13 protein-coding genes, 1 tRNA gene and 2 pseudogenes are annotated in these 21883 nt (G+C 39.5%); 10 read left to right on the top strand and 6 right to left on the bottom strand.

Annotated features, from left to right (window positions below; translation table 11 throughout):
• Window positions 1-9: 9 nt before the first annotated feature.
• Both DK423_RS09445 and DK423_RS09440 read right to left on the bottom strand, forming a co-directional pair.
• Window positions 10-954 carry a sugar kinase gene (locus DK423_RS09445; RefSeq protein WP_005557378.1) on the bottom strand — a complete coding sequence of 315 codons (945 nt, stop codon included), beginning with the start codon at window positions 952-954 and terminating at the stop codon, window positions 10-12.
• A gap of 56 nt (window positions 955-1010) precedes the next feature.
• The gene (locus DK423_RS09440; protein ID WP_061886705.1) at window positions 1011-2009 is read right to left on the bottom strand and encodes a TRAP transporter substrate-binding protein; all 999 of its coding nucleotides are present in this window, start codon (window positions 2007-2009) and stop codon (window positions 1011-1013) included.
• Between the two features lie 203 nt (window positions 2010-2212).
• On the opposite strand from DK423_RS09440, the gene DK423_RS09435 reads away from it, so the two are divergent.
• The 6 genes and pseudogenes from DK423_RS09435 to DK423_RS09410 all read left to right on the top strand — a co-directional run bounded on the left by DK423_RS09435 (window position 2213) and on the right by DK423_RS09410 (window position 9339).
• Window positions 2213-2713: a TRAP transporter small permease gene (locus tag DK423_RS09435; protein WP_005557382.1), complete on the top strand. Its 501-nt coding sequence runs from the start codon at window positions 2213-2215 to the stop codon at window positions 2711-2713.
• A 1-nt stretch (window position 2714) separates the two neighbouring features.
• Window positions 2715-4016, top strand: a complete 1302-nt coding sequence (locus tag DK423_RS09430; protein ID WP_005557384.1) for a TRAP transporter large permease — start codon at window positions 2715-2717, stop codon at window positions 4014-4016.
• Window positions 4017-4039: 23 nt separating this feature from the next.
• Window positions 4040-6415, top strand: a complete 2376-nt coding sequence (locus DK423_RS09425) for a glycoside hydrolase family 31 protein (RefSeq protein WP_005557386.1) — start codon at window positions 4040-4042, stop codon at window positions 6413-6415.
• 15 nt (window positions 6416-6430) lie between these two features.
• The gene (locus DK423_RS09420) at window positions 6431-7186 is read left to right on the top strand and encodes an FCD domain-containing protein (RefSeq protein ID WP_005557388.1); all 756 of its coding nucleotides are present in this window, start codon (window positions 6431-6433) and stop codon (window positions 7184-7186) included.
• 20 nt (window positions 7187-7206) lie between these two features.
• Window positions 7207-8378, top strand: a pseudogene (gene uxuA / locus DK423_RS09415) (mannonate dehydratase).
• Window positions 8379-8403: 25 nt separating this feature from the next.
• Window positions 8404-9339 (top strand): hypothetical protein, encoded by a 936-nt coding sequence (locus DK423_RS09410; protein ID WP_005557395.1) that lies wholly within the window; start codon window positions 8404-8406, stop codon window positions 9337-9339.
• A gap of 953 nt (window positions 9340-10292) precedes the next feature.
• Here DK423_RS09410 and dauA read toward each other — a convergent pair.
• Window positions 10293-12047 (bottom strand): C4-dicarboxylic acid transporter DauA, encoded by a 1755-nt coding sequence (gene dauA / locus DK423_RS09400; RefSeq protein WP_109043964.1) that lies wholly within the window; start codon window positions 12045-12047, stop codon window positions 10293-10295.
• A 154-nt stretch (window positions 12048-12201) separates the two neighbouring features.
• On the opposite strand from dauA, the gene DK423_RS09395 reads away from it, so the two are divergent.
• Window positions 12202-12291, top strand: a tRNA-Ser gene (locus DK423_RS09395).
• Between the two features lie 215 nt (window positions 12292-12506).
• On the top strand, window positions 12507-13727 hold the full coding sequence (locus DK423_RS09390; RefSeq protein ID WP_005557400.1) for a tyrosine-type recombinase/integrase: 1221 nt from the start codon (window positions 12507-12509) through the stop codon (window positions 13725-13727).
• On the opposite strand, the gene DK423_RS09385 is transcribed toward DK423_RS09390, so the two are convergent.
• Window positions 13702-13983, bottom strand: coding sequence for an ogr/Delta-like zinc finger family protein (locus DK423_RS09385; RefSeq protein WP_080567486.1), 282 nt, complete (start codon window positions 13981-13983; stop codon window positions 13702-13704). The two genes, DK423_RS09390 and DK423_RS09385, sit on opposite strands and share 26 nt — an antisense overlap.
• 933 nt (window positions 13984-14916) lie before the next feature.
• Here DK423_RS09385 and lon point away from each other — a divergent pair.
• Window positions 14917-17331 (top strand): endopeptidase La, encoded by a 2415-nt coding sequence (lon, locus tag DK423_RS09380; protein WP_032996680.1) that lies wholly within the window; start codon window positions 14917-14919, stop codon window positions 17329-17331.
• A gap of 192 nt (window positions 17332-17523) precedes the next feature.
• Window positions 17524-17988, top strand: a pseudogene (tnpA, locus tag DK423_RS09375) (IS200/IS605 family transposase).
• Between the two features lie 125 nt (window positions 17989-18113).
• Here tnpA and rpoD read toward each other — a convergent pair.
• The gene (rpoD, locus tag DK423_RS09370) at window positions 18114-19964 is read right to left on the bottom strand and encodes an RNA polymerase sigma factor RpoD (RefSeq protein WP_005557405.1); all 1851 of its coding nucleotides are present in this window, start codon (window positions 19962-19964) and stop codon (window positions 18114-18116) included.
• 75 nt (window positions 19965-20039) lie between these two features.
• The gene (gene dnaG / locus DK423_RS09365) at window positions 20040-21797 is read right to left on the bottom strand and encodes a DNA primase (protein ID WP_005557407.1); all 1758 of its coding nucleotides are present in this window, start codon (window positions 21795-21797) and stop codon (window positions 20040-20042) included.
• Between the last annotated feature and the right edge of the window lie 86 nt (window positions 21798-21883).

The raw sequence follows: 21883 nt of genomic DNA, 5'->3' as shown, positions 1-21883 counted from the left end.
TGTACTCCGTTAATTAAATTCAGATTGAAGATGAGAAGTGGCGTGTTTATCAATAATCGCGCCTTTATGTTGAATCACAATGCCCGCGACACGATTACCTTGCCAACAACAAATCTCTAAAGGTTTATTTCGTAAATAACCATTTAAAAATCCGGCATTAAAAGAATCTCCTGCTGATGTAGTATCTACAACATTTAATATTGGTTCCGGCACAACTTGGCCATGTTCAGATGTTTGAGAATCTGAAAAAACGGCTCCATTTCGCCCACATTTGACAATTACTTTTGGTATGCCAATCTGATGCAAGCGAGTTAAAGTAGCTCGTTCATTTTCATCGTCCCACAATAATTGTTCATCATCAAAAGTGACAAGAGCAAGACTGACATAAGGTAGTAATTGCAAATAACTCTCTTGAGCATCTTTTAATGAATCCCATAGTTTAGGTCGGAAGTTACTATCAAAAGCAATTTGCACGCCTTTTTGAGCCAATTTCACTAGTTGTTCAACTAAAAAAGTGCGGTCAGTTTTTGGTAAGATTGCAAGTGATATACCACTAAGGTAGATCATATTCACATTTTCAAAATAAGATAAAAACTTTTTGAAATCAATATGTTGTACCATATAACGTGCTGCAGATTGATTACGCCAGTAAAGAAAAGTACGCTCTCCTTGTTCATCAAGCTGGATAAAGTATAAACCGGGTTGGTGTTGTCCATCTTTCAACACCCAGTCTGTATTAATACCATCGGCTTGCCAATGTACACGCATTTGCTCGCTTAAATTATCCGAGCCTAACGCAGAAACATAGTAAACTTGAATGTCATTTGGCGAACTCATTCGGCTAAGATAAGTGGCCGAATTTAATGTATCTCCACCATAACTTTGCCACATTTCACCGAAAGGTTTCCCATTCAGTTCAATCATACATTCGCCGATAAATGCAATTTTTTTCATATTTGCCCCAGAATGAAAAAATACGCGAAGGCGTATCCTTCCTACATTAACTATAACTATTTGGTTGCTAAGTTATCAATACGTTCAATATACTCCTTAAGCAAAAGATTTGCTTTTGCTGCATCATGCATACTTTTTGTTGCATCAATAAACGGTTGTTTATCGACTTTCACAAATTCTACACCCAATTTATCTTTGGCTTCTTGAGCAGTTTCAGCAATCATTTTTTGCCATAACTCTTTGTTATACATCATTGAATCGTCAGCTGCTTTTTTGAGTGCTTTTTGTTGCTCTGGGGTTAATTTGTCCCAAGATTTTTGACCAACCACAAGCACATCGGGGATCATAGTATGTTCATCTTCACTGAAAAATTTCGCCACTTCACCGTGACGCGCTAAGGTTAACGCAGTTTGGTTATTTTCAGCGCCATCTACCACTTTTTGTTGCAAAGCTGTGTAAAGTTCACCATATGCTAAGGGCGTTGGAGATGCCCCCATTAATTTAATCATTTCAACGGCTGTTGGACTTGGTTGAACGCGAATCTTCATCCCTTTGAGGTCCGCAGGCGATTTAATTGGCTTACCCGCATAGAAACTACGCGCACCACCATCATAATAAGTCAACCCAATGAAACCTTTGCCTTTTGATGAATCAAGAATTTTTTGCCCAATTTCAGGATCAAGTAGAGCACGATAATAATGATCAACATTATGGAAAAGATACGGAATATTGTATGCCCCATAAGATGGCTCAAATGCTTCTAATTCACTTGCGTTTGATTTTGCCATATCTAGTGATCCGGATTGCAATAATTCCATTGATTCACGCTGACTACCAAGCTGGCTATTTGGATAAATTCGGATCACCACTTCATCATTTGTTAATTTTTTAACTTCATCTGCCATATATTGCATCGAAATATGCACAGGGTGAGTTTTATCATTATTATGACTTAATTTTAGTACGGTTTTAGCACAAGCTGAAAACGCAATCCCAGCTGATAACGCCAAGACCAATGCATAAGAAAAAACATTTTTTTGATTTGCATAACGCATCTCCCATAGTAAGTAAATTAAAGAATAACCATCTAACAACTAGGCGGTTGTGAAGATAATAGACTCAAAAAAATCAAGTGGTCAATCCAATTATTTATAATTGGTGAGCCAGATCACACTTTTAAACAAAAAAACTTGCAGAAAAGAAATTTTAAAGCATAATTGGTTTACCAATTTAACTTTAATGGCAAAAAGGAGTCGTAATGAATAAGTTCATATCTGTCATAAATTGGGTCTTATCAACACTCTGTGTTGCATTAAGTTCATTTTTAGTTATCTGCGTAATTTGGCAAGTCTTGTCTCGCTATATTCTTAACACGCCAAGTACTTACACTGATGAGATCGCGCGCTTTCTCTTTATTTGGGTTGGATTAATGGGGGCCGCCTATGCATTAGGTCGGAAGAAACACCTTGCCATTGATCTTTTAGTCAACAAATTTGAAAATTCTCCAATTAATCAAAATCGTTTACAACTTATCATTAACCTTATCAGTGTCTCATTTGCAGCCGTTATTATGTGCTATGGTGGATTCAAACTCGTTATAGATACGGTAAATAACGGACAGATATCACCAGTGATAGGCATTCAAATGGGGCTTGTTTATCTGGCAATTCCACTAAGCGGATGCTTTATGCTCCTTTACCTTCTCAGAGATATCATTAATAACATCCACAGCATGAATGCAGTTCACCAAGGAGAATAAAATGGAATGGTCAAATATCATTATACTTTGCTCTAGTTTCTTTATGCTGTTATTTATTGGTGTACCAATTTCATTTTCTATCGGTATCGCATCACTTCTTACCATTATGCTATCAATTCCTTTTGATGCGGCTATTGCTGTAATTTCTCAAAAAATGGCATCTGGCTTAGATAGTTCCTCCTTACTTGCTATTCCATTCTTTATTTTAGCCGGTAACATTATGAACCGTGGTGGCATTGCAATGCGATTAATTGAATTTGCTAAAGTTATCGGAGGTCGCCTACCTGGTTCTCTTGCTCACGTAAACGTATTGGCTAACATGATGTTTGGTTCAATTTCAGGTTCCGCAGTAGCATCAGGTGCAGCAATGGGCGGGATTATGTCCCCATTACAAAGGAAAGAAGGTTATGACCCGTCTTTTTCTGCAGCTGTTAATATAGCGTCTTGCCCAACCGGATTATTAATTCCACCAAGTAATACCTTCATTGTGTATTCCTTGATTTCAGGTGGCACATCTATCGGCGCATTATTCCTTGCTGGTTACATTCCGGGTATTTTGATGGGACTATCGATCATGGTTATCGTCGCTGTTATTGCGAAAAAAAGAAAATACCCGGTTTCACCAAAACCAACTCGTTCTGAAGCAATGAAAAAAACACTGGATGCCTTACCAAGCCTTGGTTTAATCATTGTGATTATGGGGGGGATTATTGGTGGTATTTTCACGGCAACTGAAGCATCCGCCTTCGCAGTTGTTTATACCTTGATTCTTGCAGTTGTTTTCTATCGTGAAGTGACAATCAAAGAATTACCAAAAATTATTTTAGACTCTGTTGTAACAACCGCCATCGTTCTCCTCCTAATCGGCACATCTATGGGGATGTCTTGGGCAATGGCAAATGCTGATATTCCCTACACAATTAGTGATGCATTATTAAATATTTCAGATAACCCGATTGTTATTCTATTAATCATTAATATCATTTTATTAGTGGTTGGTGTATTTATGGATATGACCCCGGCATTACTTATCTTTACACCAATTTTCTTACCTATCGTGACAGAATTAGGTATGGATCCCGTTCACTTTGGTGTGTTAATGGCATTCAACCTTTCTATCGGTATCTGTACTCCACCGGTTGGTAGTGCATTATTTATCGGTTGTTCTGTTGGCGGCATAAAAATTAATCAGGTTATTAATCCATTGTTACCATTTTATTTTGCCCTCATTATGACGTTATTATTGGTGACTTATGTTCCATCATTAAGTTTAGCGTTACCACGAATGTTGCTAGGTTATTAATTTATTGACTGGGAAAAATAGAGATGAAAACGATTAAAAATTGGCTTTTTGTAGAAAACCATAATCATCGCATTGATATTTCTTGTGATCATGGCTACCAACTTCATATTTTTGTATTAGAAAATGACATATTGCGAGTTGCTTTCACGAAAAATAATGAATTTAAAGTGCCACATACTTGGGCAATTACACCAAATCAAACCGATGTTGATTGGCGAGGCCGTGATAAATGGTCATTAGTTGGTTTCTCATGTCCTGATTATGAAATCAAACAAACAGAAAAAACACTTGAAATTTCAACCGCACTTTTAAGGGTAACTATTCATCAACCACTCTATTTAGAATGGGAATATAAACAAGATGGGGAATGGAAAAAACTCTTTGCTGATAGAAAAACCGGTGCTTATTTAATGGGAATATCAAATACTGAAGTCTCTCATTATTTACAAAGAAGTGTTCAAGATCATTATTATGGCCTAGGAGAGAAGACAGGCAATCTCAACCGTCACGGTCGCCGCTTCGAAATGCGTAATCTTGATGCAATGGGATATAACGCAGAATATACCGATCCACTTTATAAACATATTCCGTTTTATATCACCCATACCGACAATGTTAGCTATGGCTTGTATTATGACAACCTTGCTCCTTGCTGGTTTATTTTAGGTAGTGAAATTGATAACTACCACGCTTATTACCGCACTTACAAAGCAGAAGACGGAAACCTTGATTACTACGTCATTTTAGGCCCTAAAATTTTAGATGTGACGAAAAAATATTGCCAATTAACCGGTGGCACTATCTTCGGACCCAAATGGAGCTTGGGTTATAGCGGTTCTACAATGCATTACACCGATGCACCTGATGCACAAGAGCAACTTAAAAAATTCGTAGATTTATGCGATGAATACAACATTCCCTGTGATTCATTCCAGCTCTCATCAGGTTATACATCTATTAATGGGAAACGTTATGTCTTTAACTGGAATTATTACAAAGTTCCACAACCAAAAGAAATGACAAAACATTTCCATGATGCAGGAATAAAACTAGCCGCTAATATTAAGCCCTGCTTATTGCGAGATCATCCACGTTATCAAGAAGTGGAAAAATTGGGATTATTTATTAAAGATTCTGAATCTGATAATCCGGAAAGATCGATGTTTTGGGATGATGAAGGTTCACATTTAGATTTTACTAACATAGATACAGTGAATTGGTGGAAATCAAATGTAAAACAGCAATTGCTGGATTATGGCATTGATTCAACTTGGAATGATAATAATGAATTTGAAGTGTGGGATAACTATGCCAAATGCCATTATTTTGGAAAAGGTATGCCAATTAACTTATTACGCCCATTACAACCACTATTGATGATGAAATCATCTTATGAAGCGCAATTAGAGCATGCACCAAATAAACGTCCATATTTAATTTCTCGTTCAGGTTCTCCAGGCATGAATCGCTATGTTCAAACTTGGTCTGGTGATAACCGTACAAGCTGGAATACATTACGCTATAACATCAAAATGGGATTAGGGATGAGTCTCTCAGCCCTTTATAACGTCGGTCATGATGTTGGTGGTTTTTCAGGCGAGAAGCCAGATCCGGAGTTATTTGTTCGCTGGGTTCAAAATGGTGTAATGCATCCACGCTTTACTATCCATTCTTGGAATGATGATAAAACTGTCAATGAGCCATGGATGTACCCACAAGTGACAAATATTATCCGTGATGCTATCGAACTGCGTTATGTATTAATGCCTTATTTATATAATACACTTTGGAAAGCACACCATGATAACGAACCAATGTTACGCCCAACTTTCCTTGATCATGAACATGATAAAAACACATTTGAAGAAAATGATGATTATCTTTTTGGGGAGGATTTATTGATTGCTTCTATCGTTGAGCCTGATCAACGAGTACGTGATGTTTATCTTCCACAAAATTTTACGGGTTGGTATGACTTTTATACTCATGAGTGGTTTAATGGCGGCGAAAAAATCACGGTGGATGCACTATTAGAGAGAATTCCTTTATTCTTAAGAGCGGGATGCGTTGTTCCAATGGCAAGAAAAGGTCAGAAAAATATATTGTCTGATAATTATCGAGAATTATTGATTATGCCTTTTATTAATCAGGGAGAAAGAAAAATCACGATATTTGATGATGATGGTGAAAGTTTTGATTATTTGAAAGGTAAGTATTTAAAACTTGATATTCATCTAAAATGTACTAGCCAAACAATAGAACTCACTTTAGAAAGATCAGGCAACTATTTACCTAAGTATACAGAAATTAATTTCCGTCTTCCTGAACAAGAAAGAAGAAAATTAATTATTAATGGTCAATTAGCTAACTCAAATTATAAATTGAGTTTATCAAACTAAATTTAGGAAAAACTTATGAACTTAGATGACTTACGATCCTACAAAAAAATAGGAAATGAATTAAAAGAACAACTCGCTAATCATCAATATAAAGTAGGTGATAAGTTACCTGCTGAGCGTGATTTGGCCGAATATTTTAATGTCAGTCGTACTGTCATTAGAGAAGCATTAATCATGCTTGAAATCGAGAACCTTGTTGAAGTGCGAAAAGGTTCTGGTGTGTATGTGATAGCATTACCGCAACGATCTGCAAGTAACGATGATTTGCTAGATAAGGTAGATGTCGGGCCATTTGAATTACTGCAAGCGCGTCAATTATTGGAAAGCAGTATAGCTGAATTTGCTGCATTACAAGCAACAAGGGCTGACATTACGAAACTAAAAGATATTTTAGCGACAGAACGGGCAACACTTGAGCAAGGTGACGAAGATTACGTTGCTGATGAAGATTTTCACCGCACTATCGCGGAAATTACGCAAAATGAAGTGATCGTGCAAATGCAAAAAGCATTATGGGATCTTCGCGTAAACAGCCAAATGTGGAAAGGGCTTCATCTTCATATTCCAAATCAAAGTCATAGACATCTTTGGTTGCAAGATCATGAGAATATTATTACGGCCTTACAGAGAAAAGATCCTGCAATGGCCAAGAAAGCAATGTGGCAACACTTAGAAAATGTTAAACAAAAACTTTTTGAATTATCTGATGTGGATGATCCTAATTTTGATGGTTATTTGTTTAATATGAGTCCAATTGTTGTAGAACGTTAGAAATAAATAGGAGTTAAAAAATGGAACAAGCATGGCGTTGGTACGGTCCTAAAGATCCTGTTTCTTTATCAGATATTCGACAAGCCGGGGCAACCAGTATTGTGACTGCACTTCATCATATTCCAAATGGTGAAATTTGGAGTATTGAAGAAATCGAAAAACGCAAAAAAGAAGTAGAAAATGCCAGCTTAACATGGTCGGTGGTTGAAAGCGTACCGGTTCATGAAGAAATTAAAACCCAAACAGGTAATTATCAAAAATGGATTGATAACTATAAACAAACATTACGCAATTTAGCACAATGTGGTATTGATACGGTTTGCTATAACTTTATGCCGGTTTTGGACTGGACAAGAACAGATTTGGCCTATGAATTACCGGACGGTTCTAAAGCATTGCGTTTTGATCAGATCGCTTTTGCTGCCTTTGAGCTTCATATTTTAAAACGCCCGAGCGCAGAACAAACTTACACCAAAGATGAAATCGCAGCGGCAAAAGTCTATTACGAAAAAATGACTGAACAAGATATTCAACAGCTCACTCGTAATATTATTGCCGGGCTGCCTGGGACAGAGGAAGGCTACACCTTAGATGAATTTCAAGGTCAATTAGATCGTTACAAAGATATTTCGCCAGAAAAATTTCGTACGCATTTGGCTCATTTTTTAAATGAAATTGTCCCTGTTGCGCAAGAAGTCGGCATTAGAATGGCGATCCACCGCGTCCAATCTTAGGCTTACCGCGCATTGTTTCAACTATTGACGATATGCAATGGTTTGTAGAAACCCAACCATTACCGGCTAATGGCTTTACAATGTGTACCGGCTCTTATGGTGTCCGTTCTGATAATGATTTGGTGAAAATGACCGAACAATTTGCAAACCGTATATACTTTGCTCACTTGCGCTCAACCCAACATGAAGACAATCCTTTAAGCTTCCACGAAGCAGCTCATCTAGAGGGCGATGTAGATATGTTTAACGTAGTGAAAGCCTTATTAACCGAAGAGTATCGCCGATTAGACAAGGGAGAAACACGTTTAATCCCAATGCGTCCGGATCATGGTCATCAAATGTTAGATGATTTACATAAAAAAACCAATCCAGGCTACTCTGCTATTGGCCGATTAAAAGGCTTAGCTGAATTTCGTGGTTTGGAAGCGGCATTAAAAAAAATGTATTTCAATAAATAACATTGTTTCTATCAAGGAGGAAACTATGAAAAAAGTATTGTTTATTCTACCACTTCTACCATTAGTTACTTTAGCACAGGATAATCTGACTTATGATAAACCTGTCCAAAGTATGATTAAAAGTGGCTCTATTGATTATTTTATTCAAGGGAAAGGTGGTCCAGGTGAGAAAAATAATCAAATTTGTGAAGATGGGTTATTCTTTAATGATCATTATCTTGCAGTTTTTGATGGTGCTACTGATAAATCAGGCAAGAAATATGATGGCAAAAAAGGTGGACGCGTTAGCCGAGATATAATTCAAGATGTTTTTCAATCGTTGCCTCCTAATACTGATAAAAAGGTAGTTTTACAGAAAATTAATGAGAAATTCAAAGAGTTCTATAACCAAAATTCAGATGTAGATTTTGAGAAAAATCCATTGTTTAGACCAACTGCAACTTTAATTTGGTATAACTTAGATTCTAATGAACTTGTTGCAATTGGCGATTCAAAAGCCAGAATTGATGGCGTGAATTACAATGATGAAGCTAAATATGTAGATGTTTTAAATAGCGCGTTAAGAGTAAAAATTCTGAAAGATCTTAAGCTTACACCTGAACAAATAGAAGAAAATGACCTCGGTCGTTTCTATATTATGCCATTATTACAAAGACAATCAGAATTTCAAAACAACCCAAATGCGCCAAAAGCATTTCAATATTGGGCAATAGATGGCTTTACTATTCCTGAAAATGAATTAAAAACTTGGAAGTTTGATAAAAAACCAAAAGTGATTGAATTATCTTCAGATGGATATGAAACCTATCCTAAAGAAGCAGCGATTGAAGGCTATGAAAATCAACTAAAATCTGAATTACAGTCAGATCCATTGCGTATTGAAAATCCATCGACGAAAGGTGTTATAAAAGGGAATTATACTTTTGATGATAGAGTCGTTTTAATTTATAAATCTAAATAAAAATTCTTGGGCTGTACTTTATTAGGTAAGTACAGATTTCTATGTATAGATTATTTATGTGTAAATATTTCGGGGGATAATTTTATCTTTTGTAAAATTTATTACTACTTCAGGGTGTTTTTTTCTGAAAGTATACCGCTTATATGAGTTTATCAGGCTGCTTTTTACACTGGTATTTCTTATTTTTTCACTATTTTCCTACATTATTATTCGAAAGTTAGAATATATCAAAATAGTCAAGGCAGTAAGTGTTAGTTGCTTATATCTTAAATATGCTTTTATGGATTATAGACTTAACTCATAGTGATTATTTGGGGGAAGGTGCTTTTTTACATAGCTTGGCAATGCTGATTACGCCTGCGATATCCTAGATATTATTTCAATATCGGCCTAAATATATTTTTGGGTTTTCTTTACCACTTGCAATTTCTGGTTTATATTTGCTTTCAAATGAAGAAGGAGAGGGATTACATTTTTCGTATGATAATATACTCTTTTTACTTGCTTTATGTTCTGTAGCCTTATATTTTGTTTAAATAATCAATTTTCTGAAAATATCCCGACTTTATCTCTAACTACGATTCAATTAGGTGTTGTTGGTTTCTTAGTTGGAAGTTACTCATTAATTTTTGAAAAATGCTATTTCCCTATTCCCGAAAATACCTGGTTTTGGTTTTTCGGTAGTATTCTTATAGCTACCAATCTGTGAGTATTTTTACAAACAGTCACGCAAAAGCATTGTGATATTAATAACGCAGCTATTATCATGTTATTAGAGCCTATTTGGACAATAGTTTTTAGTATGATTATGAATGAGTCTATGAGCAGGCAAAAAATGTTAGATTGTATTCTGATTTTAAGCGTGCTTATTGTTTACCGTTTCCCAAGGATGTTAAAACGGAGAAAAAATAAACATATGTTTTATTAAAAGTATGCTAGTTTTAATGAATTATTCAACTCTCACTCTTAACCTCAATTCCCTCAAACTCCCGAATTTTATTCAATGCTTCCGGCAAATCGGTGGCGAAGTTGATTTTTTTGATTTCCGGCAGGCTACCGGATTTAACGATAGTCCGCAGCGGTTGGAATTGCATATTGCACATATAAAGTTGTTGGTGCGGAAGCATATGCTGCACGAAACGGGTGAGGGCGTGGATGCCCCCGGTGTCCAGCACGGTTACGGCATCGCATTGTAAAACGATGTGTTTGATTTCGTGATCCGTGTGCACGGTTTTGTCGTGCAGGTCGGCGAAGAGATTATCCGCCGCCGCGAAAAAGAGCGGTCCGCTGATACGGTAAATTAATACGTCGTCTAAATCTTCCGGCACGGCAATGCTGATGGATTTGGTCATTTCGGCGATGGTACGGATAAATAATAAACTTGCCAGTAAGACGCCTACCGAGATGGCGATAACCATGTCAAAGAGCACCGTAAGCACCAGACAGACCAATAACACCGTGATTTCATTGCGTCCTGAGCGGCGAATCAGTTGAATGATTTGCGGTAAATCCGCCATGTGCCAGGCGACGACCAATAATAACGCCGCCATGGAAGATAACGGCAAATAGGAAAGTGCCGGTGCGAAGAATAATAGGGCAAAAAGCACCAATAACGCATGAACCACACCGGAAAGCGGCGAGACCGCACCGGATTTTACGTTCACTGCGGAACGGGCGATGGCGGCGGTGGCGGTGACACCGCCGAAAAACGGGGAGGCGATATTGCCTAAACCTTGCGCCAACAGTTCATTATTGGAATGGTGTTTGGTGTCGGTCATGTTATCCAGCACGACCGCACACAATAAGGATTCAATGGCGCCTAATACCGCCATGGAAAATGCGGCGGGAAGCAGACTTTGAATGGTGTCGAAGTTCCAGTTAATCAGGTTGCCTTGGGCATCGGGAATGTTCCACGGCAAAGCAAATTCCGGTAGAATGCTGGGAATACCAAAACCGGTGCTGCCGTCGGATAATGTATATTGAAATTGTGAGCCGATGGTGGCGACGGAAAAGCCGAAATGGGTCAGCCCTAAAGATAATAAGGTGGCGATAATCACCGCAGGCAAGTGCCCCGGAATCGGCAGGCGCAGTTTGTGCCATTGGGTTAAGACGAACAGGGTGACGACGCCGACGGCGGTATCCGCCCAGTTGATGCTTGGAAGTGCGGTCAAAATGACTTGTATTTTTTCAAGATAATGGGACGGCATTTGTGCAATGTCTAAACCGAGAAAATCCTTGATTTGCAAGGTGGCGATAACAATGCCGATACCCGATGTAAAGCCGAGCGTGACCGGCAGCGGAATATATTCGATTAATCGCCCTAAACGGAAAAGCGCCATTAACACCAAAATAATGCCCGACAGCAGGGTTGCCATCAATAATCCGCTTAGCCCGAATTGTTGAGTGACGGGATATAAAATCACCACAAAGGCGGCGGTCGGCCCCGAAATATTAAAACGGGAACCGCCGGCAAGGGCGATGATAATCCCCGCCACAATTGCTGTATATAACCCGTGCTGCGGTGGCACGCCACTGGCGATTGCCAACGCCATAGAAAGCGGAATGGCGATAATCCCGACGGTAAGACTGGCGATAATGTCTTTGATCAAATGACGGGAACTGTAGCCCGCACGGAAACTGTCTTTTAGCGCGCTGAAAGGTTTAACCGCCAAGAACACATTTTTAGAAAGAAACCATTTTTTTAGCATAATGAAAATAAGATGTGAGAGTGAATGGAATAGCCCTTTAACTCGCGCTAATTTTACCCGATTGTTGGTAAAATTTTTATCTTCTAATCATACAAATTGCAAAAATACTTGACGAGGCTCAATGAAATCCTTATAGTGCGCAAGTCCTAATCACGGTGAGATGTCCGAGTGGTTGAAGGAGCACGCCTGGAAAGCGTGTATGTGGGAAACTGCATCGGGGGTTCGAATCCCCCTCTCACCGCCATTTATCAATTCTTTTACGTTCGCCAACGTTCATCTTTAGATAAAAACACTAATAAATTCAATAAATTACTATTTGTTATTGTTCATTATCATTCATTTTTGATTGCTTATATTCGTACTTTTTAGATCCCAGTTTAACACCCAGTAAAATTTTTATTCTTCTAGGTGGGATCTAAAACGGTGATATTCACTATTAAATCAGTTAGTTAGAAGATTATGAGCAAAATTGTTAAACCCTTAACCGATACCACCCTAAAAAATCTTAAACCATTGGATAAAGAATATACAAAATCAGATGGTAAAGGCTTGTATATTCGAGTTTTCACCCACGGGGCTAAAATTTGGTATTTTTCTTATAAATTTTTAGGTAAACATAAGAAAATCAGTTTAGGAAGTTATCTGGATTTATCCCTTTCTTATGCGCGAGAAATGGCGCAAGAATATCGCCGTTTACTATTGCGTAATATTGACCCTAATATTTATCGCAGTGAGCAAAACAAACCGCCTCAAGATGTTATGAATTTTGCAGATTTAGCGCGGCTATGGCGTGATAAACGCTTAATACAGGGGAAATTTAAGGCAGAGACCATTAATGAGGCATTTAGGCGGGTAGAATTGCATTTATTCCCTACTTTGGCATCTATGCCGATTACGGAAGCAAATTTAAAGTCATTCTTACCTACGCTTTTGCCTTTAAAAAATTCTAATACACTGTATAAGATAAATATTGCTTTAGGGCAGATTTTTCAGTTAGCAGAAGATGAAGAATTGATCATTAAAAATCCGTTTCGGAAGGTTCATGATGAATTTAACTATATTCAATCAAAGAATCAGCCGACTATAAAGCCGGAAGAATTGCCGGCACTTTTCCGGGTGTTGAATAGCGCAAATGTGCAGAAGCCGACCGCACTTTTAATTGAATGGCAATTATTAACTATTTTGCGCCCTGCCGAGGCTGTTCAGGTGGAATGGACGGATATTGATTGGAAAACAAAAACGTTGCATATACCTGCTGAGCGAATGAAGGGCGGTAAACGTCCTCACAGTGTTCCTCTTTCAACTCAAGCGTTACACATACTAGAACAGATGAAGCAATACACTTTTAATCGTAAGTATATTTTTGCAACTTACTCCGCTCCTTATAACAAACCGATGAGTACCCAAGCGGCTAATGTAGCGTTAAAACGAATGGGCTTTAAGGGGTTATTGATCGCTCATGGCTTGCGTTCAATTGCAAGCACCTATCTTCATGAATTGGATATATTCTCATCGGAATCAATTGAGCTTTGTTTATCGCATGAAAACCGCGGAAAAGTGCGTGCGGCGTATGATAAATCCAAAAAGTGGCGATCAAGACAAGAAATTATGCAATCGTGGGGAAATTATGTAGAACAATGCAAAATAGAGGCGATTAAGTCCGGCTATGCTCATTCATAGTACCTTGTAGAAATTGGATTATTTCCCGTTTATTTGTTTCGGGCAACTGGTCTAAAAGTGTTTTTAGTATTTCATCTTTTTTTAGATCGCTTGCCCGCGTTGAATGGCTAAACTCCATTGACATAACAAAGCGATGATTACATTCTTTATTTTTGCATATGCAGTAAAGGCGACTTAGATCAGTATGAACTCTTTCTGTTCTTTTGATAATAGAATCACTTCCACAGACATTATACAGTATCTTGGCTGTTTTCACTTCAATTCTCCTCTTAACTGAAAAGAAAATCCTTATTTTTGCTCACGTAAAATTAACTATTTTGTTATATATCAATCAATTATATTTGATTTGTGGTGTTTTCTCTTTTTTCTTAACTGAAAAATACTGAAATTTAGTGAAATTTTTACAGTTAAGAAATTTGGCATGAATCCAATATTTTTATTATATATCAGTTGGTTAAATGTTTTAAACTCCTGAAATTAACTGAAAAAACGCAAGCTTTTTTTGCAAATCCGGCGGGGAGGGAAGTGGATTTTCCGTGACGTGAAATTTTACGTGGCTTTTTAACGTGGATTGCACAATAAATATACAAACATTTCTCTAGTGGTGTTATGTCGATTATCACACCTCAATTCTAATGCTTTAACTACCTAATCTAATTACTATTTAGCTGATCTATTTGAATCCAAATGGATTCAATATTGTTCATAAATTGGTAAGTTAGCCAAAGGAGTAGATATGAGTGAACAAAGCGAACGCTTTAATGGATCATTCTCTATCCGGAAAAACTTGTAGCCGCAGGTATTCAAGCAAAGATGGTAAACCTGAAACTATACTAAATGAAATGCGATAATTTACTTGCTTATTTTGTGGTATGAAATACAATCAAGTACCTAATTTAACTCCCCGTTTAACTCCCAGTGAGGGATCATAACGATATAAGAATGCAGTAACGACAAGGGAAGCGCGTAAAAGATTGATGTTCCCTCTCCGCCATTCTTAATGAATTTTCTTTTTATTTTGCCTTACCCCAATCGATTTCGGTTATACTGACAACCGTTCCAATAATAAAAAACACTGAAAAAAACGACCGCACTTTTCTGTGCCGGCATATCTGTTTTAGGTCTTGAATTTACATAATCCATCCCAATATAGAGCCAAACCAGCGGAATTTAGATAAGAGAGTACATGATGAGAGCAAAAAAATCAGAATTACAAACCATACCGGTATTGCCATTGCGCGATGTTGTCGTGTTTCCTTACATGGTGATGCCGTTATTTGTCGGCAGACCACGATCCATTAGCAGTCTTGACGAAGCCATGAATAATGGAAAACAGCTGTTGTTGGTTTCACAAAAACAGGCGGAATTGGAAGAGCCGGACATTGAAGATTTGTATGATGTGGGCACCGTTGCCAACATTATTCAGCTGTTAAAGTTGCCGGACGGCACGGTGAAAGTGTTGGTGGAGGGGCAACAACGCGCCAAAATTTATCATATTGAAGATTCCGGTGAACATTTTCAGGCGCAAATTGAGCCGTTGAACAGTACACTTGGCAATAAGAAAGAATTACAAGTCGTCCATAAAGCGGCGTTGGATGAATTTCAAAACTATTTGAATTTAAACAAAAAAGTTCAGCCTGATATTCTTTCCGCATTACAACAAATTGAAAATCTTGAACAATTAAGCGACACCTTGGCGTCTCATTTGCCGGTTTCCGTCGCACAAAAACAGGCAGTGCTGGAGATGAACAATGTAGTGGAGCGTTTTGAATATTTGCTTGGTTTAATGCAATCGGAAGCGGATTTATTGCAGGTCGAGAAACGCATTCGCGGTCGCGTGAAGAAACAAATGGAAAAAAGCCAACGCGATTACTATTTGAATGAACAAATTAAAGCGATTCAAAAAGAGCTCGGTGAAGTAGAAAATACCGTGAGTGAAATCGAGCAGCTACGCCAAAAAATTGAAGAGGCGAAAATGCCGCTGGAAGCGCGTGAGAAAACCGAAGCCGAATTGCAAAAATTAAAAATGATGTCACCGATGTCGGCGGAAGCAACGGTAGTGCGCAGTTATATTGATTGGATGTTACAAGTGCCTTGGCACAAACGTAGCAAAGTGAAAAAAGATCTTGCCAAGGCGCAGGAAATTTTAGATGCCGATCACTATGGTTTGGAGCGGGTGAAAGAACGTATTCTGGAATACCTTGCGGTTCAAACCCGTTTAAATCAGTTGAAAGGTCCGATTCTTTGTTTGGTGGGACCACCAGGGGTAGGTAAAACCTCTTTAGGGCAATCTATCGCTAATGCGACAGGGCGTAAATATGTGCGTATGGCGCTGGGCGGCGTACGTGACGAAGCGGAAATTCGCGGTCACCGCAAAACTTACATTGGATCGCTGCCGGGCAAACTTATTCAGAAAATGGCGAAAGTCGGCGTGAAAAATCCGCTCTTCCTGTTAGATGAAATTGATAAAATGTCCTCCGATATGCGTGGTGATCCTGCGTCCGCTTTATTGGAAGTATTGGATCCGGAACAAAATGCCCACTTTAACGATCATTATCTGGAAGTGGATTATGATTTATCCGATGTGATGTTTGTGGCGACGTCCAACTCCATGCATATTCCGACGCCGTTATTGGATCGTATGGAAGTGATTCGTTTATCCGGTTATACGGAAGATGAAAAACTGAATATCGCCATCCGCCATTTAATCGCCAAACAAATGGAGCGTAACGGCTTAAAAACGGGCGAATTAACCATTGATGAAAGTGCGATTGTGGATATTATCCGCTACTACACACGTGAAGCCGGGGTACGTAATCTGGAACGTGAAATTTCAAAAATCTGTCGTAAGGCAGTAAAAACCTTACTGTTAGATAAGAAATTAAAATCCATCAAAGTCAATGCGAAAAACCTGCACGATTACCTGGGTGTGAAACGCTTTGAATTCGGTCGTGCCGATACGCAAAACCGCGTCGGTGAAGTCACTGGTTTGGCATGGACGGAAGTGGGCGGTGATTTGCTCACTATTGAAACCGCGTCGGTGCTGGGCAAAGGCAAACTCAGCTACACCGGTTCTCTTGGCGATGTGATGAAAGAATCCATTCAGGCGGCAATGACCGTAGTGCGTTCCCGTGCGGATAAACTAGGCATTAACCCTGAATTCCACGAAAAACGCGATATTCACATCCATGTGCCAGATGGTGCTACACCGAAAGATGGTCCAAGTGCGGGGATTGCAATGTGCACCGCCTTAGTTTCCTGTTTAACCGGCAATCCGGTGAAATCGGAAGTGGCGATGACCGGTGAAATCAGTCTGCGCGGCAAAGTATTGCCGATTGGCGGTTTAAAAGAAAAATTGTTGGCGGCACACCGTGGCGGAATTAAAACTGTGATTATTCCGAAAGATAACGTAAAGGATTTGGAAGATATTCTGGAAAATGCGAAACGTGATCTGAAGATTCATGCGGTGGAAACCATCGACGAAGTGTTAGGTCTCGCGTTGGAAAATCCGCCGTTGGGCGTTGAGTTTGTCAAACTGGAGCCGATTTCGGCGGTAAAAACCGGCCGTCGTAAGAAAACCGTTTCCAGAAGTGCGGTCAATTAATTACGTGTTTTTTATAAGCCAAATTATCATCGAATAATTTGGCTTTTTTTATTATAGCTAGACAATGTCTAGCTATAAAAACCGTACGCTATGCGTATGGAATCAAAGAGCTTAAGCGGTCAACATAAAAAATCCTCACTATATAATGAATAAGGCTGACAACCAAAATTGAAGATATAGGAGGATAAGTCAATGGTAAGTAAAGCCAATGATGATTCAAGTCTATCACACACCAAATGGAGCTGTAAGTACCACATTGTCTTCACACCGAAATATAGAAGAAAAGCTATTTATGGAAAGCTTAGAACGGATATAGGTAGCATATTAAGGCAATTATGCGACTATAAAAATGTGGAAATAATAGAAGCATGTGCAATGAAAGAGCATATTCATATGCTTCTAAAAATTCCGCCGAAATTATCGGTATCAAGTTTTATGGGGTATTTAAAGGGAAAATCATCGTTAATGATTTTTGAAAGGCACGCAAACCTAAAATACAAATATGGTAACCGACATTTTTGGTCGAAAGGCTATTATGTAAGCACGGTAGGGCCAAATACAAAGGTAGTGTAGGAGTATATAAGGAATCAGGAAAAGGAAGACATGATTCAGGATAATTTATCGAAGAAAGAATATGTGGACCCCTTTAAGGGGTAGGTCATAGAGTTATTTCACGGTTGTTGGTTTTCACATGCCCTTTGAAGGGCATGTGAAGTACTAGGCCCTTATAGGGTAGCCTAAAAACCGCACGTTGTACGTGCGGATTGTTATTGTATTATGAATTACTCATCCAGAAAGCTGCGTAAAGTCTCGGAACGGCTTGGATGGCGCAGTTTACGTAATGCTTTGGCTTCGATTTGGCGAATACGTTCACGGGTTACGTCAAATTGTTTGCCCACTTCTTCTAAAGTATGATCGGTATTCATGTCGATACCAAAGCGCATACGCAAGACTTTGGCCTCCCGTGGGGTTAAACCTTCCAGTATTTCATGCGTTGCTGCTTTCAGGCTTTGCACGGTCGCGGAATCTAACGGAAGCTCTAAGGTTGAGTCCTCAATGAAGTCCCCCAAATGGGAATCATCGTCATCGCCAATTGGGGTTTCCATCGAAATCGGCTCTTTCGCAATCTTCAGCACTTTACGAATTTTATCTTCCGGCATTCCCATACGTTCTGCCAGTTCTTCCGGCGAGGCTTCGCGCCCCATTTCCTGCAGCATTTGACGAGAAATACGATTGAGTTTGTTAATAGTTTCAATCATGTGTACCGGAATACGAATGGTACGGGCTTGGTCGGCAATAGAACGGGTAATTGCCTGACGAATCCACCAAGTGGCATAAGTAGAGAATTTATAGCCGCGCCGGTATTCAAATTTATCTACTGCTTTCATTAAGCCGATATTACCCTCTTGAATAAGATCAAGAAATTGTAATCCGCGATTGGTGTATTTTTTAGCAATAGAAATCACCAAGCGCAGGTTTGCTTCTACCATTTCTTTTTTTGCACGACGGGCTTTTAATTCACCTTGTGTGATGCGCTCGCCGATTTCTCGGATTTGTGGAATCGTCAGATGGGTATCTTGTTCGATTTGCACAAAATTGGTGATGGCTTGGCGTAATTGGTTTTCATATTGTGCCAACTTTTCCGACCAGGATTTACCGGCAGACAAGGCCTTCACCAACCACGTATCAGTTGTTTCATGTCCTATAAAGCTTTTTTGGAAACCGGATTTTGGCATTTTAGCATTTTCCACCACAATCCGTTGAATGAAACGTTCCTGGCTGCGAACACGTTTCATAATGCCACGTATAGATAGCACGAGCATATCGAATTGTTTTGGTACTAAGCGAAATTGAGTGAAGATGTCTGATAACACTTGAATTTCATCTTTTGCTTTTTTCGCCGTACGACCATGTTTGGCAATGCTTTCTAAGGTCTTTTGATGTTGCTGCTTAAGTGCGGTAAATTTTTCCCGTGCAATTTCAGGATCAATACTGTTATCACTATCACTGTCATCGCTACTGACCTCTTCGTTATCTTCTTCCTCCTCGTGTTCATTATCAATACCGCCATCTTCTTCGGAATTAAAATCTTCTGCCAATTCTTCAGTCTCGGATTCGCTTAGCATATTAGGATCAACGAAACCGGTGATTAAGTCGGCTAAGCGTACACCGCCGTTTTCTACCAAATCATATTGCTCAATTAAGTAAGTGATGGCTTCAGGGTAAGCGGCAATGGCGCTTTGTACTTCGTTAATACCTTCTTCAATGCGTTTGGCAATATCAATTTCGCCTTCACGGGTAAGCAATTCTACGCTACCCATTTCACGCATATACATACGTACAGGGTCGGTAGTCCGCCCTAATTCTGCTTCCACGCTGGATAATACTTGGGTTGCTTCTTCAACGACATCTTCATCGGTGATATTTTCATTGAGCATCAGATCATCGGCATCTGGTGCGGTCTCCAACACCTGAATTCCCATATCATTGATCATCTGAATAATATCTTCAATTTGATCTGCATCGACTAATTCTTCGGGGAGGCTGTCATTTACCTCGGCGTAGGTTAAATAACCTTGCTCTTTCCCTTGTGCGATGAGTAGTTTCAATTGAGACTGTGGATTTTGATCCATATTTAATATCCGCCTTGCTTACTTATTTGGAAAAGATAAAATGCCGGGGATTTTATCATCGTTAACATGGTTTAACTATCTCTTTTCTTGTTTTTTTACTAACAAATGTGAAAGTTCTTTTTTCTCGTTCAGATCCAAGCCATTCGCGCGATCTTTAGCGATGAGCCAATTTATTCGTTTATCAACGAGTTGCAGATAGAAATAACGTAATGTTTCGCGGAACGTGTCTTCAATCTTATCGTCTTCAATCAAATGGTTCCACGCGAGCAATTTTTCAAGCGTGTTTTGCTGTGTTGTATCGCGCCAATGTTCCAACAATTGTCCCGAACTAATCCCTACTTTTTCACGGCAAAGTGCGGTCAATTCTGCGAGCAAATCGTAACCCGGTTCATTAAGATTTCTTAAAGGTTCCAAATCCGGCACAAATTTCACCAATTCCGGATTTTGTAACAGCAATGCAATCAGAATACGCATTGGGGTGCGTTTAAATTGAATGGTTGATGCGACAGCTTCTTCCGTTTTTGCCTGATTCGGGATCATGCTCTCCAGCTGCGCGGGATCCAAAATCCCTAATTTTTTAGCGAGCGTATTGCGTAAATCCAAACGTAGCACATCGCCGGGAATTTGCTTAATTAACGGAATTGCCAGTGCGGCAAGTTTGGCTTTGCCTTCTTTTGAGGAAAAATCCACTTGCGGCGTTAAATGAGCGAATAAAAATTCACTTAGAGACTGTGCATTGTCGAGATATTCTTCAAAGCCCTGTTTGCCGTATTGACGAATAAAAGTATCGGGATCTTCGCCGTCGGGTAAAAAGATAAATTTCAGCTGACGACCGTCTTCCAAATACGGCAGGGCATTTTCTAAGGCGCGCCAAGCCGCATCCCGTCCTGCACGGTCGCCGTCATAACAGCAAACCACCTGTTCCGTGGCGCGGAAAAGTAACTGAATTTGTTCCGACGTTGTAGAGGTGCCGAGAGACGCCACCGCATAATTTACACCGAACTGCGCCAACGCCACCACATCCATATAGCCTTCGACGACCAGCAATTTTTGAGGTGAAGCGTCCGCTTGTAAGGCTTCATATAAACCGTAAAGCTCGCTCCCTTTGTGGTAGGTCACGGTTTCCGGCGAGTTCAGGTATTTCGGTTTTTCATCGGTTAAAACCCGTCCGCCGAAAGCAACGGTGCGACCGCGCCGATCGCGAATGGGAAACATAATCCGATTGCGGAATTTATCGTATACATTACCGCGATCGTTACGCGACAGCATGCCCAAATCGAACAGTTTTTGCTGTTCCTCACGGGTTTTACCGAATTGTCGATAGACGGCATCCATGGCGTTCGGCACATAGCCGATTTGAAAGCGCTCAATCACCTCCGCCGACAGCCCGCGTTGTTGCAGATAACTTTGCGCGGGAATATTTAACGGCAGTTGCTGTTGGTAAAATTTGGCGATTTCCTGCATTAACTCATACAGATTTCGCTTGGTTTGGAAACCGATCTGTTTGCCGCCGTCGTTAAAGTGCGGTCGTTTTTCGTAGGGAATTTCCAAGCCGAGAAAGCCCGCCAGTTCTTCCACCGCTTCCACAAATTCCAGCTTGTCATATTCCATCAAAAAGGAAATGGCGTTGCCGTGCGCGCCGCAACCGAAACAATGATAAAACTGCTTTTTGTCGCTCACCGTAAAAGACGGCGTTTTTTCGTGATGAAACGGGCAGCAGGCTTGATAATCACGACCGGCTTTTTTCAGTTTTACGCGGGAATTGATTAAATCGACGATGTTAACTTTGGTTAAAATATCGTCTATGAAGGTACGTGGGATGGAGCCTTTCATCGAGTATTCTGCCTCTTATTGTGAACGAAATATGAGCCTAACTGATGAGATTGAGAGAAAATAAAACCGTGAGCCTGGAAAGATTC

Origin of the sequence: Aggregatibacter actinomycetemcomitans (genome assembly GCF_003130205.1) — a bacterium.
Classification (GTDB): Bacteria; Pseudomonadota; Gammaproteobacteria; order Enterobacterales; family Pasteurellaceae; genus Aggregatibacter; species Aggregatibacter actinomycetemcomitans_A.
The sequence above is the reverse complement of the archived record's forward strand: the minus strand, read 5'-3'. Positions and strand labels throughout refer to the sequence as shown.

Bases quoted from the DNA above. Each gene is read 5' to 3' on its own strand.
- DK423_RS09445 (WP_005557378.1), bottom strand. From the start codon at position 954: ATGAAAAAAATTGCATTTATCGGCGAATGTATGATTGAACTGAATGGG.
- DK423_RS09440 (WP_061886705.1), bottom strand. From the start codon at position 2,009: ATGCGTTATGCAAATCAAAAAAATGTTTTTTCTTATGCATTGGTCTTG.
- DK423_RS09435 (WP_005557382.1), top strand. From the start codon at position 2,213: ATGAATAAGTTCATATCTGTCATAAATTGGGTCTTATCAACACTCTGT.
- DK423_RS09430 (WP_005557384.1), top strand. From the start codon at position 2,715: ATGGAATGGTCAAATATCATTATACTTTGCTCTAGTTTCTTTATGCTG.
- DK423_RS09425 (WP_005557386.1), top strand. From the start codon at position 4,040: ATGAAAACGATTAAAAATTGGCTTTTTGTAGAAAACCATAATCATCGC.
- DK423_RS09420 (WP_005557388.1), top strand. From the start codon at position 6,431: ATGAACTTAGATGACTTACGATCCTACAAAAAAATAGGAAATGAATTA.
- DK423_RS09410 (WP_005557395.1), top strand. From the start codon at position 8,404: ATGAAAAAAGTATTGTTTATTCTACCACTTCTACCATTAGTTACTTTA.
- dauA (WP_109043964.1), bottom strand. From the start codon at position 12,047: ATGCTAAAAAAATGGTTTCTTTCTAAAAATGTGTTCTTGGCGGTTAAA.
- DK423_RS09390 (WP_005557400.1), top strand. From the start codon at position 12,507: ATGAGCAAAATTGTTAAACCCTTAACCGATACCACCCTAAAAAATCTT.
- lon (WP_032996680.1), top strand. From the start codon at position 14,917: ATGAGAGCAAAAAAATCAGAATTACAAACCATACCGGTATTGCCATTG.
- rpoD (WP_005557405.1), bottom strand. From the start codon at position 19,964: ATGGATCAAAATCCACAGTCTCAATTGAAACTACTCATCGCACAAGGG.
- dnaG (WP_005557407.1), bottom strand. From the start codon at position 21,797: ATGAAAGGCTCCATCCCACGTACCTTCATAGACGATATTTTAACCAAA.